The organism is Novosphingobium sp. KN65.2 (assembly GCF_001368935.1).
In the GTDB taxonomy this organism is placed as follows: domain Bacteria; phylum Pseudomonadota; class Alphaproteobacteria; order Sphingomonadales; family Sphingomonadaceae; genus Novosphingobium; species Novosphingobium mathurense.
The window spans coordinates 125,674-140,058 of record NZ_CCBH010000142.1; the positions used below are offsets into that span (position 1 = coordinate 125,674).

Annotated in this window: 15 protein-coding genes; 8 read left to right on the top strand and 7 right to left on the bottom strand. The window is 66.2% G+C overall.

Annotation, left to right across the window (positions count from 1 at the left end; genetic code table 11):
- Positions 1-51: 51 nt before the first annotated feature.
- Positions 52-312, bottom strand: coding sequence for a 30S ribosomal protein S20 (rpsT, locus tag SPHV1_RS08190; RefSeq protein WP_007012246.1), 261 nt, complete (start codon positions 310-312; stop codon positions 52-54).
- 237 nt (positions 313-549) lie between these two features.
- The gene (gene mutM, locus SPHV1_RS08195; RefSeq protein ID WP_054945563.1) at positions 550-1,362 is read right to left on the bottom strand and encodes a bifunctional DNA-formamidopyrimidine glycosylase/DNA-(apurinic or apyrimidinic site) lyase; all 813 of its coding nucleotides are present in this window, start codon (positions 1,360-1,362) and stop codon (positions 550-552) included.
- Between the two features lie 100 nt (positions 1,363-1,462).
- Between mutM and SPHV1_RS08200 the strand changes: the two genes are divergently transcribed.
- The 6 genes from SPHV1_RS08200 (at position 1,463) to dut (ending at position 8,097) form a co-directional block, all read left to right on the top strand.
- Entirely contained in the window at positions 1,463-2,407 is a 945-nt protein-coding gene (locus SPHV1_RS08200; protein ID WP_054945539.1) for a DMT family transporter, read from the top strand.
- A 10-nt stretch (positions 2,408-2,417) separates the two neighbouring features.
- Positions 2,418-3,149 carry a class I SAM-dependent methyltransferase gene (locus SPHV1_RS08205; protein ID WP_054945540.1) on the top strand — a complete coding sequence of 244 codons (732 nt, stop codon included), beginning with the start codon at positions 2,418-2,420 and terminating at the stop codon, positions 3,147-3,149.
- A gap of 69 nt (positions 3,150-3,218) precedes the next feature.
- Positions 3,219-4,796, top strand: a complete 1,578-nt coding sequence (gene ubiB / locus SPHV1_RS08210; RefSeq protein ID WP_197277682.1) for a 2-polyprenylphenol 6-hydroxylase — start codon at positions 3,219-3,221, stop codon at positions 4,794-4,796.
- Positions 4,763-5,965: a hypothetical protein gene (locus SPHV1_RS08215; protein ID WP_231634582.1), complete on the top strand. Its 1,203-nt coding sequence runs from the start codon at positions 4,763-4,765 to the stop codon at positions 5,963-5,965. The genes ubiB and SPHV1_RS08215 overlap by 34 nt, the downstream gene beginning before the upstream one ends.
- A 37-nt stretch (positions 5,966-6,002) precedes the next feature.
- Positions 6,003-7,643, top strand: a complete 1,641-nt coding sequence (locus SPHV1_RS08220; RefSeq protein WP_054945565.1) for a phosphopantothenate--cysteine ligase family flavoprotein — start codon at positions 6,003-6,005, stop codon at positions 7,641-7,643.
- Complete coding sequence (gene dut, locus SPHV1_RS08225; RefSeq protein WP_054945542.1) at positions 7,627-8,097, top strand: dUTP diphosphatase; 471 nt, start codon at positions 7,627-7,629, stop codon at positions 8,095-8,097. Before SPHV1_RS08220 ends, dut begins: the two co-directional genes overlap by 17 nt.
- A gap of 6 nt (positions 8,098-8,103) precedes the next feature.
- On the opposite strand, the gene SPHV1_RS08230 is transcribed toward dut, so the two are convergent.
- Positions 8,104-8,283: a hypothetical protein gene (locus tag SPHV1_RS08230; RefSeq protein ID WP_054945543.1), complete on the bottom strand. Its 180-nt coding sequence runs from the start codon at positions 8,281-8,283 to the stop codon at positions 8,104-8,106.
- 212 nt (positions 8,284-8,495) lie between these two features.
- Positions 8,496-9,170 (bottom strand): DUF4136 domain-containing protein, encoded by a 675-nt coding sequence (locus tag SPHV1_RS08235; RefSeq protein ID WP_054945544.1) that lies wholly within the window; start codon positions 9,168-9,170, stop codon positions 8,496-8,498.
- A 205-nt stretch (positions 9,171-9,375) separates the two neighbouring features.
- On the opposite strand from SPHV1_RS08235, the gene SPHV1_RS08240 reads away from it, so the two are divergent.
- Complete coding sequence (locus tag SPHV1_RS08240; RefSeq protein WP_054945545.1) at positions 9,376-10,032, top strand: MOSC domain-containing protein; 657 nt, start codon at positions 9,376-9,378, stop codon at positions 10,030-10,032.
- 22 nt (positions 10,033-10,054) lie between these two features.
- On the opposite strand, the gene trpS is transcribed toward SPHV1_RS08240, so the two are convergent.
- From trpS to secB, 3 genes are read right to left on the bottom strand one after another with little or no spacing between them, the layout of a single operon-like run.
- Entirely contained in the window at positions 10,055-11,074 is a 1,020-nt protein-coding gene (trpS, locus tag SPHV1_RS08245; protein ID WP_054945546.1) for a tryptophan--tRNA ligase, read from the bottom strand.
- Between the two features lie 18 nt (positions 11,075-11,092).
- On the bottom strand, positions 11,093-12,694 hold the full coding sequence (murJ, locus tag SPHV1_RS08250; RefSeq protein WP_054945547.1) for a murein biosynthesis integral membrane protein MurJ: 1,602 nt from the start codon (positions 12,692-12,694) through the stop codon (positions 11,093-11,095).
- 48 nt (positions 12,695-12,742) lie between these two features.
- A complete protein-coding gene (secB, locus tag SPHV1_RS08255) occupies positions 12,743-13,249 on the bottom strand; it encodes a protein-export chaperone SecB (protein ID WP_054945548.1) in 507 nt (168 codons plus the stop codon).
- A gap of 361 nt (positions 13,250-13,610) precedes the next feature.
- On the opposite strand from secB, the gene SPHV1_RS08260 reads away from it, so the two are divergent.
- Positions 13,611-14,297, top strand: a complete 687-nt coding sequence (locus SPHV1_RS08260) for a Tim44/TimA family putative adaptor protein (RefSeq protein WP_054945549.1) — start codon at positions 13,611-13,613, stop codon at positions 14,295-14,297.
- The last annotated feature ends 88 nt before the right edge of the window (positions 14,298-14,385 follow it).

A 14,385-nucleotide genomic window follows, 5' to 3' on the forward strand; every position in this document is an offset into this window, starting at 1 on the left:
TTCACCCTGCGTTTGGAGTCGCGACTCCAGTCTCAGGTGATTCGCGGCGACTCAGAGAGCGGCGACGCGCTTGCTGAGGCGCGACATCTTGCGCGCAGCGGTATTCTTGTGGAGCACGCCACGGGCAACACCACGGGCCAGCTCGGGCTGGGCAGCCTTCAGGGCTTCCGCAGCGGCAGTCTTGTCGCCACCGGCGATGGCGCTCTCGACCTTCTTCACGAAGGTGCGGATGCGGCTGACGCGGTTGATGTTGATCTCGGCGCGGCGCTCATTGCGACGGATGCGCTTGCGGGCTTGCGGCGTGTTGGCCATGAACTTTCCTCTGTCTGGCCGCCGGGCGGCCCAATTGCCTGTCGAATCTGCTGCTGGCGAGCGGACTCGCCGGAAAGCGCGCCCCTTAGCGGCAGGCGGTGCTTGCGTCAAGCCGCAGGCATGGCTGCAAACCGCCTGATTCTGCAGCTTTGGCCCAATATCGCCGCTCCCGGTGCGCGTGGCCGGGCCTGTTGCAGGCGACCTTGGCGCAGACTCGCAATGGCAAGCGGCCTCGCACTATTTCTGGCAGCGCCTGCACCAGAAGGTGCTGCGCCCGCCCTGGACGAAGCGCAGGACCGGCGCGCCGCAGGTGCAGGCCTGCCCTTCGCGGCCGTAGACCTGCCAGGAGGCGGCGAAATAACCCAGTTCGCCGGTCGGCTGCGCATAGTCGCGAATGGTCGACCCGCCGGCCGCGATCGATTCGGTCAGCACCTCGCGGATCGCCGGCACGAGACGGGCGAGGGCGGGCAGGGATACCCGGCCCGCCGCCTTGTCCGGGCGGATGCCGGACCGGAACAGCGCCTCGCATACATAGATATTGCCGAGGCCAGCCACGATCGTCTGGTCGAGCAGGAGTTGCTTGATCGGCGCGGTGCGGTCCTTGAAGGCGGCGCGCAGGTGCGCGGGCGTGAGCGCGTCGCCCAGCGGTTCCGGCCCCATGTCGGCAAACGGGCCCCAAGCCTCGAGTCCTTCGGTTGCAACGAGGTCGACCGAGCCGAAGCGCCGGGCGTCGTTGAGCGCGAGGACATGGCCGGAGCCCGTCTCGATCACGAGGTGGTCGTGTTTCTCGGGCCGTTCCGGCTCGATCCGCCAGCGACCGGACATGCCGAGATGGAAGACCATGGTCTGGCCGCGGTCGCTATGGATCAGCCCGTATTTCGCCCGGCGTCCCATCGCGGTGACCGTGGCACCGGTCATGACCTGCACGAGATCGGGCGGGAAGGGGCGGCGCAAGTCGGGGCGGTTGACCGCAATGCGCGCAATCCTCTCGCCTTCGAGAAAGCGGGCAAGCCCGCGCACGGTCGTCTCTACTTCGGGTAGTTCTGGCATCGCCATGCAGATAGGCGCGCGATGCCCTCCTGTCATCGTCCGTGATCGTTGGGCCCGGTCGCGCTCGCCAATCGCGCAGCTCCCGGCTAAGGCCGCGGGCATGGGCAACGACCGGTCGCACCTTCGCGCTTTTCTCATGCTGGGCATCGTCATGCTGTGCTGGGCAGGCAATTCGATCATCGGGCGCGCCGTGCGCGACGATATCCCGCCGCTGACGCTGGCCTTCGGGCGCTGGACGATCGCAGTGCTGATCCTGCTGCCGATCGCCTGGCGTCAGCTGGTACTGGAACGCGAGGCGGTGCGGGCGGGTTGGCGCTGGATCGTCGCGCTCGGTGTGCTGGGCATCGTCTGCTTCAATTCGCTGATCTATTCCGGCCTGCATTATACGACGGCGGCCAATGCTCTTCTGCTGCAGGCCTCGGTGCCGGCGCTCGTGCTGCTGTTCGACCGCATCTTCTTCAAGTCGCGGCCCGACAGGATGCAGGCGATCGGTGTCGTTGCATCGACGCTGGGGGTGGCCGCTATCGTTTTTCGCGGTGAGCTTTCCGCGGTTCTGAAGCTGGAGATCGGCGGCAAGGGCGATGCCGTGATCCTGTGCGCCGTGGTGGTCTGGTCGCTCTACACCGTGCTCCTGCGCAAGAAGCCACCGGTCAGTGCCCCCGTGTTCGTGCTGCTGACCTTTGCACTGGGCTCGGTAGTGCTGGCGCCCCTGGCCGCGATGGAATGGCTGCAGGGGCAGCGGGTGAACTGGAGCCTGCCGGTGCTGGGCGCCTTCGCCTATGTCGGCGTGTTTCCCTCGATCCTGGCCTACTTCATCTACAATGCCGCGACTGCCAAGATCGGACCGGCGCGCGCGGGTCAGGGCATCACTCTCATGCCGCTGTTCGGAGCCCTGCTTTCGGCGCTGCTGCTGGGCGAGCGGCTGCACGGCTACCACTTTGCCGGTATCGTCCTGATTCTCGGCGGGATCATTCTCTCGGCCCTTGCGTTGCGCAGCAGTGCAGCGGGCAAAACTCCGGTGGCGCCCGGGGCGGCACGACGCTAGAGGACGGCGCATGAACGAAAAGGTTTCCTTCGGCTACGAAGAAGTCGCCCCCGAGGACAAGGAGGGCCGCGTCGGCGCGGTCTTCTCCAGCGTCGCGCGCAAGTACGATGTCATGAACGATGCCATGTCCGCCGGCATGCACCGCTTGTGGAAGGACAAGTTCGTGCGCCGCGTGAAGCCGCAGGCGGGCGAGCAGATCCTCGACATGGCGGGCGGCACCGGCGACATCGCCTTTCGCATGGAGCCTTCGGGCGCGGCGATCACGGTCTCCGACATCAATCAGGACATGCTCGACGTCGGCATCGAGCGGGCCATGGAACGCGGCATCGACAGCCTTGTCTGGTCGCGCCAGAACGCCGAGGAACTGTCCTTCCCGGACCGCTTCTTCGACGCCTACACGATCGCCTTCGGCATCCGGAACGTCACGCATATCGACAAGGCGCTGGCCGAGGCGCACCGCGTGCTCAAGTTCGGCGGACGCTTCTTCTGCCTCGAATTCTCGACGACCGAATGGCCGGGCTTCAAGGAAGTTTACGACGCCTATTCGCATCACCTCGTCCCCAGGATCGGGCAGGCGATTGCCGGCGACGCGGATTCCTATCGCTATCTCATCGAATCGATCCGGCGCTTCCCGCCGATGCCCGAATTCGAGGCGATGATCCGCGAGGCGGGCTTCCGGCACACCAAGGTCGAGCCGATCATGGGCGGCCTCGTCGCGATCCATTCGGGCTGGAAGGTGTAAGCCAGCCATGGTCCCGAACGGTAATGCCACGGCGAGGGCCGCAGGCGCGCGGCATTCGGGTGCGACCGCGTGACCGGCAAGGTGATGCATATCGCCCGCCTGCTCAAATGGGGGCGGGTGCTGGCGCGCCACGGTGCGCTGCGCGGGATCGAGAAGGACCGCAATGCCCCGGCGCCGGTAAAGCGCCTGTGCCGCATCGCCCGTTTCGGGACGCGCCAGCCGAAGGAACCGGACTATGCCGGCGCCTTCCAGGAAATCGGCCCTGCGGCGATCAAGCTGGGCCAGGCATTGGCGACGCGCCCGGATCTCGTCGGCGAAGGGCCGGCGCGCAATCTGCTCACCCTGCAGGACAGCCTGCCACCCGTAGCCTTCGGGCTGATCCGCGAACGCGTGGAGGAGAGCTTCGGCAGACCGATCGAGGCGATGTTCTCCTCGTTCGACGAAGAGCCCATCGGCGCGGCGTCGATTGCGCAGGTGCACCGGGCCGTGACGACCGATGGCCGCCATGTCGCGGTCAAGGTCCTGCGCCCGCGCATTCGCGAGAAGTTCGCCCAGGACGTGGGCACTTACGAATGGGCCGCGGCACACCTCGAGGCGCTGGGCGGCGAGGCGACGCGCCTGCGTCCGCGCGCGGTCATCGACAACCTCAAGCGCTGGACCCTGCGCGAGCTCGACCTGCGGCGTGAGGCAGCCTCGGCTTCGGAACTGGCCGAGGCGATGAAGGGCATCGAAGGCTACGCCGTCCCCGACATCGACTGGGACCGCACCAACGGCTCGGTGCTGACGGTCGAATGGGTCGACGGCGTCAAGATGAGCGACCTCGAAGCGCTGCGCGCCGCCGGGCACGACTTGCCCCGGCTTGCCCGCAAGCTGGTCCTGACGTTCCTGACCCAGGCGATCTCCAGTGGATTCTTCCATGCCGACATGCACCAGGGCAACCTGTTCGTGCGCGATGACGGCACCATCGTCGCCATCGACTTCGGCATCATGGGCCGGATCAACCGACAGGCACGCCTCTGGCTGGCCGAGATCCTCTATGGCCTGACCACCGGCAACTATCGCCGTGTCGCCGAGATCCACTTCGAAGCCCAGTACGTGCCGAGCTATCACACCGTCGAGGAGTTCGCGACGGCGCTGCGCGCGGTAGGCGAGCCGATGCGCGGCAAGCCGGTTTCGGAGCTTTCGGTCGGGCAGATGCTCGATGGGCTCTTCGCCATCACCCGCGACTTCGACATGCAGGTCCAGCCGCATTTGCTGTTGCTGCAGAAGACCATGGTCATGGTTGAAGGGCTCGCGACCGCGCTCGATCCGCAGATCAACATGTGGGACGTCTCAGGACCTTTCGTGAAGGACTGGCTGCGCGACGAATTGGGGCCGGAAGCGAAGATCGCCGACCGCCTGCGCGAAGACCTCGGCACATTGGCGCGCCTGCCCGACCTGGTACGCCGGATCGAGGAGAAGTTCCCGCCCAAGGGCGGTGCGCCCGAACAGGCGCCGCTGCCTGAAGTGGACCTGATCTGGCCCGGAAGATCGGCGCGGGAGGCTTCGGGCACACCTGATGTTAACCATTGGGGTGGCTATGTTGTGGCAGCGCTTGCTGGGGGCATTGCTGCATGGGCCGTCACGTACTGGAGCATTCTGGGCTAGGCCCGAGGGCCGGGGGGCTTGCGCCTGCCTCGGCTCATGCTCCTGTCGCGCCGCGTTTTTCCGACTGGTCGCCGATGCTCGCCCGGCTGGTCCTGGCGATCCTCGGCCTGCTGCTTGTCGCCTCGGTCATGGTGCCGGTCGGCCGACCGGAAGGCACGCCCGGGGCCATCGTCGCCTCGCCGGACGGGCCGGTCGACACCGCCGATGAGCCCTACGACGAGGATATCGCCCTCTACGAAGCGGCCATCGAGCGCATTCGCCACGGCGAGAACTATTACGATTTCATCGTCCCTGAGCAGCGGGCGCGCAACTATCCGGTGAATCCGGGCCTTGCCGTGCGCCTGCCGACGCTGGCCTATCTCGACGCGTGGCTGGGAGAGCCGGGGCAGATCGTCGCTGCCATTGCGCTGATGCTCGGGGTGATCGCCGCGTGGTGGTCGCGCTTCCGCGAGGATACCTCGCTCGGCCGCCTGCCGCGCATGGCGACGACCATGGTTTTCGTCGACGCTTCGCTGGGGCTGAACCGTCACTATTTCCCGCTCCATGAGTTATGGGCGGGCATGCTCGTCGCGCTCTCCTTCGGCCTGCACCGCATCGGTACGGCTGGACAGGGCGGGCGCTGGGCAGGGGCTTTCCTCGCCGCGGCACTGGCTTTGGCAATCCGGGAGCATACCTTGCCTTTCGTGCTGCTGATGGCGGCAACTGCGCTCTATTACCGCAACTGGCGCGAGGCCGGGGCCTGGATCGCGCTGGTCGCGGTCTTCCTCGCCGCGCTGGCATGGCATCTTGCCATCGTCTCGCGCGATGTCCTGCCCAGCGACCCGCATTCCGCGCCTTGGCTGGTGATGCGCGGGCTGTCAGGCTGGCTGGCCAATGTCGTGCAGGCGAGCAATCTGCGGTTCCTGCCGCACTGGCTGGCGGGACCCGCCGTGGTGCTCATGGCCTTTGGCTGGCTGGGCTGGAATTCGCGGGCCGGGACCTTCGGCTTCCTGCTCAGCGCGGGGTATGGTTTCGTCTTCATGCTCGCCGGACGCTGGGACAACTTCTACTGGGGCGCGATGATCGCGCCGGCGATGTTCGCTGGCATCGTTTTCGCTCCGCGTGCAATTGCCGCATTGTTGGAAGCAGCCGGATCAGGGGAAAGGCCGCGGTTAGTCGCGGTAAAGTAATTGCGTGAACTTCGATGCTGTTGCACAAGCGCCGACGATGAGTGGACCCAGGATTCTTCTGGTCATTGGCGGAGGTATAGCCGCCTACAAGGCCTGTGAGTTAGTCCGCCACATCCGCAAGGAAGGTGGCGAGGTTACCTGCGTTCTCACCGAGGGCGGCTCCAGGTTCGTGACACCGATGGCGCTCGCGGCGCTGTCCGAAAAACCTGTCTACACCACGCTCTGGGACCTCAAGAACGAGGCGGAGATGGGGCATATCCAGCTCAGCCGCGAGGCGGACCTCGTGGTCGTCTGCCCGGCGACGGCCGACCTGCTGGCCAAGATGGCCTCGGGGATTGCCGACGATCTTGCCACTACGATGATGCTGGCGACCGACAAGCCGGTGATGGCCGTGCCGGCGATGAACGTGCGTATGTGGCAGCATGCCGCCACGGTGCGCAACGTGCAGGTCCTGCGCGAGGCGGGCGTCGACGTCATGGAGCCCGACGAGGGCACGATGGCCTGCGGCGAATTCGGTCCCGGCCGCCTGCCCGACCCGATTGCGATCTGGCAGCGCATCGCCTGGGCGCTCGGGCTCGGCCCGGTCGAAGTCGCGCCGCTGCCCGGTGAAACGCCGGGCCGGGCGCTTCCCGAACCCCAGCACGATCCACTTCAGTGGCAGCCGCAATTCGAAGAGCCGGAACCGGACCTTCCCGAAGGTGAAGGACAGGGGCTGGGCGGTCTTTCGGGCTCGATGATCTCGCGCGGGCTGAAGAAGGCCAAGCAGGCGATTTCCTTCGGGCACCACGAGCATGATCTGGCCGCAACGCGCGAAGCTGCGCCGTCGCCGGCATCCTCGCTGCTCGTGGCCAAGAAGGGCGCCGCCCGCGCCGCGCCGCCGACCGATCCGGCCGCAATCAACCACCTCGTCTCCGGCGCCTCGGACTTCTCGCGGCCCGAACCGTTCGATGGTGGCGTCGAGATGGTCGCCGACATGGGCGCGGTTCATAATTCCAGTGCTTCCGGCACGCCGGAGCAGGTCTTCCCCGTGGACGGTCCGCTGATCGGTCGCCATGTGCTCGTCACGGCCGGTCCGACCTGGGAGCCGATCGACCCGGTGCGCTACATCGCCAATCGCTCCTCGGGCAAGCAGGGCTTCTCGATTGCCGCTGCTGCTGCTGCTGCGGGCGCCCGTGTGACGCTGGTTGCAGGACCGGTGCACCTGCCCACTCCGCCGGGCGTCGACCGCGTCGACGTGGAGAGCGCGCTGGAAATGGCCGATGCGGTCAAGAATGCGCTTCCTGCCGACATTGCGGTGATGGTCGCCGCGGTCGCCGACTGGCGCACGATCAATACCGCCAAGGCAAAGCTCAAGAAGCGCGGTTCGGCCCCGCCGGCGCTGCTGCTGACCGAGAACCCCGATATCCTCGCCACCGTTGCCGCGCGGCCGGACCGGCCGCCGCTCCTCATCGGTTTCGCTGCAGAAACCGACAACGTGCTCGAGTACGCCAAGGAGAAGCGCAAGCGGAAGGGCGCGGACTGGATCATTGCCAACGACGTGTCGGGCGATGTCATGGGCGGCGACGCGAATGCCGTGCACATCGTCACCGGCTCCGACGTCGTCAGCCTCCCCGAAATGCCCAAGGAGGATGTCGCGCGCATCCTCGTAGAAAGGTTTGCAGATGCACTCGCCCACTAACGTTCCCGTGCCGATCAAGGTCCTGCCGCACGGCGAGGGGCTTCCGCTCCCCGCTTATGCGACGTCGGGCGCGGCCGGCATGGACGTCGTCTCGGCCGAGGACGTGACGATCGCACCGGGCGCGCGCCATGCGGTGGCGACGGGGATTGCCGTGGCGATCCCGCAGGGTTTCGAGATCCAGGTGCGCCCGCGTTCGGGCCTGGCGCTCAAGCATGGCATTACGGTCGCCAACGCGCCGGGAACGGTCGATTCGGACTATCGCGGCGAAGTGAAGGCGATCCTCATCAACCACGGCAACGCGCCCTTCGAGATCCGGCGCGGCGACCGCGTCGCCCAGCTCGTTCTTGCGCCGGTCACGCTGGCGTCGTGGCTGCCGGTGGAGGAACTCGACGAGACCGAGCGTGGTGAGGGTGGATTCGGGTCGACCGGCGGGGTCGTCGCCCTCGGCAACTGAGCTGCCTCAGTCGTCGCGGCTGGCGCTTTCGCGTTTGGCCCGCCGGCGCTTCACGCCGTACCAGCCGACAAGGCCGAGCGTGCCGACAGTCGCGAACCCCTTGGCGAGCGAGGAGAAGGCCGCCGAAAGCGCGCCCACGGTCACGCCCCAGAAGAGCTGCGACATGATGGCCATGAACGTGTTCATTGCTCGGGCTTGTCCGGGTTAGGGGCGGGCGCGTCAAGCTATCGCAACGCATGAACCGGCCCGTCGGGTCCGTCCGAGCATGAAATCGGGCGAAGACGGCTGGCCCGATAGGCAGCGCAGCCAGCAAGCAGATGCAAAAAAGGACGGGCCCGCATGTCTCAGCGGACCCGCCCCTCGGTGTCTCCCTCTATGCGAAGGGGGAGCCTGTCAGATCACTTCTTTTCCGGTGCGACTGTAATGCGCACGGTCTCGCCTGAGTTCCCGGGAAACCCGGTAAACATCGCTTCGACGAGATTGGGAACGAGATACTGCAGGCGATTGGAGGTCGAGAGGGCCTCTGCCTTGCCTTCGAACAGCCGCAGGCCGTCGGCCGCACGGTCGATCTTCAGGCTGATGCCGCTGGTGTAGACGGTGTAACTGTCGACGCCGCCATCGAAGAACGGGTCGTAGAGGCCGTAGCGCCACGGTCCGCCCCAATAGCCGAAGCGGGACGGGCCCCAGTAGCCGAAGCGGTTGTAGCCATACCACGGGCCCCAGTAGGACGACGGGCCGATGCCGGTCGAACGGATACGTTCGCGGCCGTTGTCGACGCCGTAGTCGAAGCGCACGATCATGTCCGCCTTCGCCGGATCTTCGGTCGCTACGTAGCCGAGGTTGGCCATGCGCTCGCGCACGAGCGTGGCGTACTGGGCGAATTCGAGGCCGCCGGACAGCTTGGGATCGTCTGCGACGATGGCGAAAGTCTGCCCCGAAGGGGCCGGAAGCTGGGACTGGAAGCGCGAGACGTCCGCCTTGAACGGCGTGGCGCAGGCGGCAACCGCCATCAGCAGCATGGCAGCAGCGACGAAGCGCAACCTGCCCAAAAATGATCCGGATTGATGTGACATCCTGGTTTTCTCCACGATCCGTGCGGGGTCTGTCTTGCCCCGCCTGACGCGACCCGCGATTCCTTGCGATACTGTCCTAGATTCAACGGCCTGAATAGCTGTTGAATGGAGGCGCAGCCGCGACGGACCGATGGTGCGCTTCAGGCTGTCTTGGCGTACGCGCTTCGGTCTATATGTAGGAAGACAAAGGCAAATGGCGAGTCCGATGTCCCCGATGCCCATTTCCGTTCTTTCCATCCAGTGCGGCAAGGTCCGCAGCTTTCGCGGCGCAGACGAATCGAGCGCCATCGGCAAGCGACCGGTCGCAGGGCCGGTGCGCGTGGGCCGCCTTGGTCTTGCGGGCGACGAGCAGGCCGATCTTGCCGTCCACGGCGGTCCGGACAAGGCGATCCATCACTTTCCGCACGATCATTACGCCTTCTGGCGCGAGGCGATCGGTGCGCATCCGCTGCTCGATGACTTTGGCGCCTTCGGAGAGAACGTTTCGACGCAGGGGCTGACCGAGGACATGGTCTGCATCGGCGACCGCTGGCGGCTCGGCACGGCGCTGGTCGAGGTGAGCCAGGGGCGGCAGCCTTGCTGGAAGCTGGATCACCGCTTCGATGGCGCACAGGTCAATGCCGGAACGGTCAGGGCGCGGCGACCGGGCTGGTACTATCGCGTGATCGAGGAAGGCGAAGTCGCCGCCGGTGACGCGATGGCGCTGGAGTTACGGCCTTATCCGGAGTGGACGGTGCTGCGCGTCTTCGGCCTGCTCATCGCAGGGGATCACAAGCGCGACCGGGCGAGCCTGGAAGCGCTGGGCGAAGTCGCGCCGCTCGCCGAGCCCTGGGCCCGGCGGCGCACGCAACTCCTGGGCTGACGGCCTTTCCGCTGAGGGTCGCTCAGCCCCTGACGAGGCCGAGCGCCTTGTAGGTCGCGTCGAGCGTCGGCACGGCCAGCGCGCGGGCCTTTTCGGCGCCCTTGTGCAGGATCGCGTCGAGCGCGTCGCGGTCCCGGCGCAGTTCGACGAAGCGCGCGTTGATCGGCGCCAGCTTCTCGACCAGCAGTTCGCCCAGCGCCGGCTTGAACTTGCCGAAGCCTTCACCGCCGAAATCGGCCAGCACGCCGTCGACCGTGCTGCCGGTCATCACCGCGTATATCCCGACGAGATTCGCGGCTTCCGCTCGGCCCTCAAGCCCGGCCTTCTCCGAGGGCAGGGGTTCGGGATCTGTCTTGGCCTTCTTGACCTTCTTCATGATCGTGTCGGCATCGTCGGTCAGGTTGATGCGCGCCATGTCCGAAGGGTCGGACTTGCTCATCTTGGCCGTGCCGTCGCGCAGCGACATGATGCGCGCCGCCTCGGGCGGGATGATCGGATCGGGAAGGGTGAAGACCGGGTTCTCTTCCGATGCGAAGTCGTTGTTGAACTTCTGCGCGATGTCGCGGGCCAGCTCGAGGTGCTGCTTCTGGTCCTCGCCCACCGGCACGTGGGTCGCCTGGTAGAGCAGGACGTCGGCGGCCTGCAGCACCGGGTAGGTGAACAGGGCGACCGAAGCGCCTTCGCGGTTCTTGCCGGCCTTGTCCTTCCACTGCGTCATGCGGTTCAGCCAGCCCATGCGGGCCGTGCCGTTGAGCAGCCATTGCAGTTCGGCATGCTGGGGAACCTGCGCCTGGTTGAACAGGATCGAGCGGTCCGGATCGATGCCGCAGGCGACCAGCGCGGCGACCATCTCGCGCGTGTTGGCGGACAGCGTCTCGGGCTCGAAGGGCATCGAGATCGCGTGGAGGTCGGCCAGGAAGTACAGGCTCTGCCCGCCCTGGGCGGCCATGTCGTCCTGCATCTTCACCCAGTTGCGGATCGCGCCCAGGTAGTTGCCGAGGTGCAGGTTGCCGGTGGGCTGGATGCCGGAGACGATACGCATGATGGGTGAAGCCTGATGTTATTCCGAAAGATCGACCGGTTCCGCCTTCGCGGTCGGCCGGCGACGCCGTAGCTGGCCAAGCAGGTTCTTGTCGAGAGCGCCGACGAGATAGGCCACGCCGAAGAAGACCACGAGGCCCGCCGCACACAGCACGCCGAGCGACCAGACCTTCTCGAACACGTTGCCGCCGTAGCGCAAGGCCATGGTCGGCATGAGCAGCCACAGGACGGCCCCCATCGCCGCGCTCGCGACGATCTGGCGCGCGATGCGCGAGGCAAGCTTGCCGGAGAAGTGGAACCAGCCGCGCACCTGCAGGATCGTATAGAGCGTGAGCACGTTGAGCGTGGAGGTGAATGCTGTGGCCGCGGCCAGGCCGACGATGCCGTAGATCGGCACGACGACGATGTTGATGGCGATGTTCACGATCAGCGCGCCGGCCGCGATCCAGACCGGGGTGCGGGTGTCCTCGCGGCTGAAGAAGGCGGGCTGGAACACCTTGACCAGCACGTAGGAGGGCAGGCCGATGACCAGCGCCACCACGATGTCGGCCATGACCGCCCCGTTCGCGCCGGTCATCTTGCCGCCCACGAAGAAGGCGGTGACGAAGGCGGGCGCGCAGATCGCCAGCGCAGTGGCGGCAGGCAGCGTGAGCAGGGTGGCGATCTCGACGGCATTGGCCTGAAGGCGCTGGGCGCCGGCCCTGTCGTCGCTCTGGATGTGACGCGCCAGCATCGGCAGGATCGCGGTGCCAAGGGCAATGCCGACGATGCCGAGCGGCATCTGGTTGAGGCGGTCGGCGTACTTGAGCAGGGTGAGCGAGCCCTGCGCCAGCGAAGTGGCGAAGAAAGTGTCGACGAACTGGCTGATCTGGTAGACGCCCGCGCCGAAGGTGGCGGGCAGGATCAACATGCCAAGGCGCTTCACTTCGGGCGTGAACCTGGGCGTCGTGAGCTTCAGTGTCACGCCGGCCTTGCGCGTAGCCCAGGCCATGTAGGCGAGCTGGGCCACGCCCGAGGCCGTCACGGCGACCGCGATCGACCAGGCGACCGTTACGTCGCTGCCGCCGTGCTCGCGCAGGAAGTAACCGGTGAGGATGCCGGTGATCAGCACGATGTTGAGCAGCACCGGCACGAAGGCGCCGGGCGCGAATTTCGAATGGGCATTGAGCAGGCCCGAGAGCATCGCGACGAGGCTGACGAGGCCGAGGTAGGGGAAAGTCACGCGGCTGAGCGTGACGGCCAGCTCGAACTTGCCGGGTATCGCCTGATACTCGCCGGCAAGCAGCCAGACGATCAGCGGCATTGCCAGCATGGCCAGCGCCGAAAAGCCCAGCAGGACCCACACGAAGACCGCCAGCACGTCGCTGGCGAAGCGGTCGGCGGCGTCCTCGCCGCCTTCCCCGGACAGCGTGCGCGTGTACATCGGCACGAAGGCGACCGAGAAGGCGCCCTCGGCGAACAGCCGGCGGAAGGTGTTGGGAAGGACGAAGGCGAGCTGGAACGCGTCTGCCGCCAGCCCGGCGCCAAGGACGCGGGCCAGCAGCATGTCGCGGGCAAAACCGAAGACGCGGCTAAGGGCGGTTAGGCCGCCGATCGTGCCGACATTGCGGACGAGACTCATCGTGTCAGTCCCTTGGCGTCCGGTGCGTTAGCCGCGTTTCGGCAGAGGTCAGGCGTGGCCTGCGGGCTGGGTTTCGGCAGCCTGCTGCTGGGCCTGGAGCTGCTGGACGTAGAGCCCGTTGAAGTCGATCGGCTCGAGCATCAGCGGCGCGAAGCCGGCATCGCGAACGGCGTCGGAAACGATTCGGCGCGCGAAGGGGAACAGGATGCGCGGCGCTTCGGCGAACAGGAAGGCGTGCGCCTGGCCGTCATCGAGATTGCGCATGCCCACGAGCGCGCAATAGGACAGGTCGACGACATAGGCGGTGCCGGCCTCGGCCTTCGAGGTGCAGGTGATCTTCAGTTCGACTTCATGGACTTCGCCGTCGATCGGCCGCGCGCCGATGTTGAACTGGATGTCGACCTGCGGCTGGTCCTGCCACTGGAAGCTCTGCGGCGAACTCGGGTTCTCGACCGAGAGGTCCTTGACGTACTGGGTGATGATGCCCGCGGACGGACCGGTGTCCTCGCCATTGCCGAGGTTGAGATCGGAGATGATGTTGCCGTCGTCGGCCATTTTGCTGTCTTCCCGCAAGTAGGTCTGAAATAAACTCTGGCCGCGCGCCTAAAGCATTTTGCCCCCCTGTGGAACACCCGAAGCGTGTGAATTTGCCTTCCAACGTGGATTCGCGCAGGGGATTTTCATCAAGTTAGGGGGTGCCATCGGGCAATCGGGCAACGGACGGGCGAAAAAATGCCCCGACCGGCCCACTCACGCGTTGTTCATTTGTAAAGGCTACCTATCTCAGGTTATGTTGAATCGCTGGAACGGGGGCTCGTCTTTCGAGTTGAATGCCTGAAGGGTTGTTTGCCGGAACATGGCGCAACCGCAGTTTCACAGGTTACCCTGACAGCGAAGAAGGGATGGAATAAGGAACGTGACACCGGAAATCGTGATCCTGGCCATGATCGCAGCCTTCCTGGGCTTGCGGCTCTATTCCGTGCTTGGGCGTCGTGCCGAGCATGAGGAAGAGCCCATTCAGGGACGCTTCGAAGGCCGCCAGGGGCAGCCGGGTGCAGCGCGCGTTCCGGCTCCCAAGCCCGACGCCAAGACTGATGATCGCAACCCGGCTCGCCAGGCGCAGCGCCTGCGTGAAATGCCATTGGCACCGCCGTCGGTGGAGCGCGGTCTTGCCGAAATCGCGCAAGTCGATCGCCGGTTCGATGCGCTCGCCTTCCTCGAAGGTGCGCGCAGCGCTTACCGGATGATCCTCGAGGCGTTCTGGAAGGGCGACAAGGCAGAGCTTCGCGCCCTGTGCGACGACGACGTGTACGAGAGCTTCTCGGCCGCGATCGATGCCCGCATCGACGCTGGCGAAACGCTGGATAACCGCCTGATTCGCATCGAGGAATGCGCCGTTACGGCGGCCGGTGTGGACAATGGCTTCGCCCGTATCACCCTGCGCTTCCGTTCGGATATCGCTGCGGTGACCCGCGATGCGGAAGGGCACGTCGTGGCCGGTTCGCTCGACGATGCGATCGAGGCCGTCGACATGTGGACGTTCGCGCGCGCTGTCAATTCGCCCGATCCCGACTGGCTGCTCGACGAGACCGACGCGGCCTGAGGTTCAGGATCACGGCAGCTCGAATGTCACGCATTCGAAACTGAACTGCGCGGGGCCGGGTTTCCGGCCCCCCTCCGTCTGGGGGGGA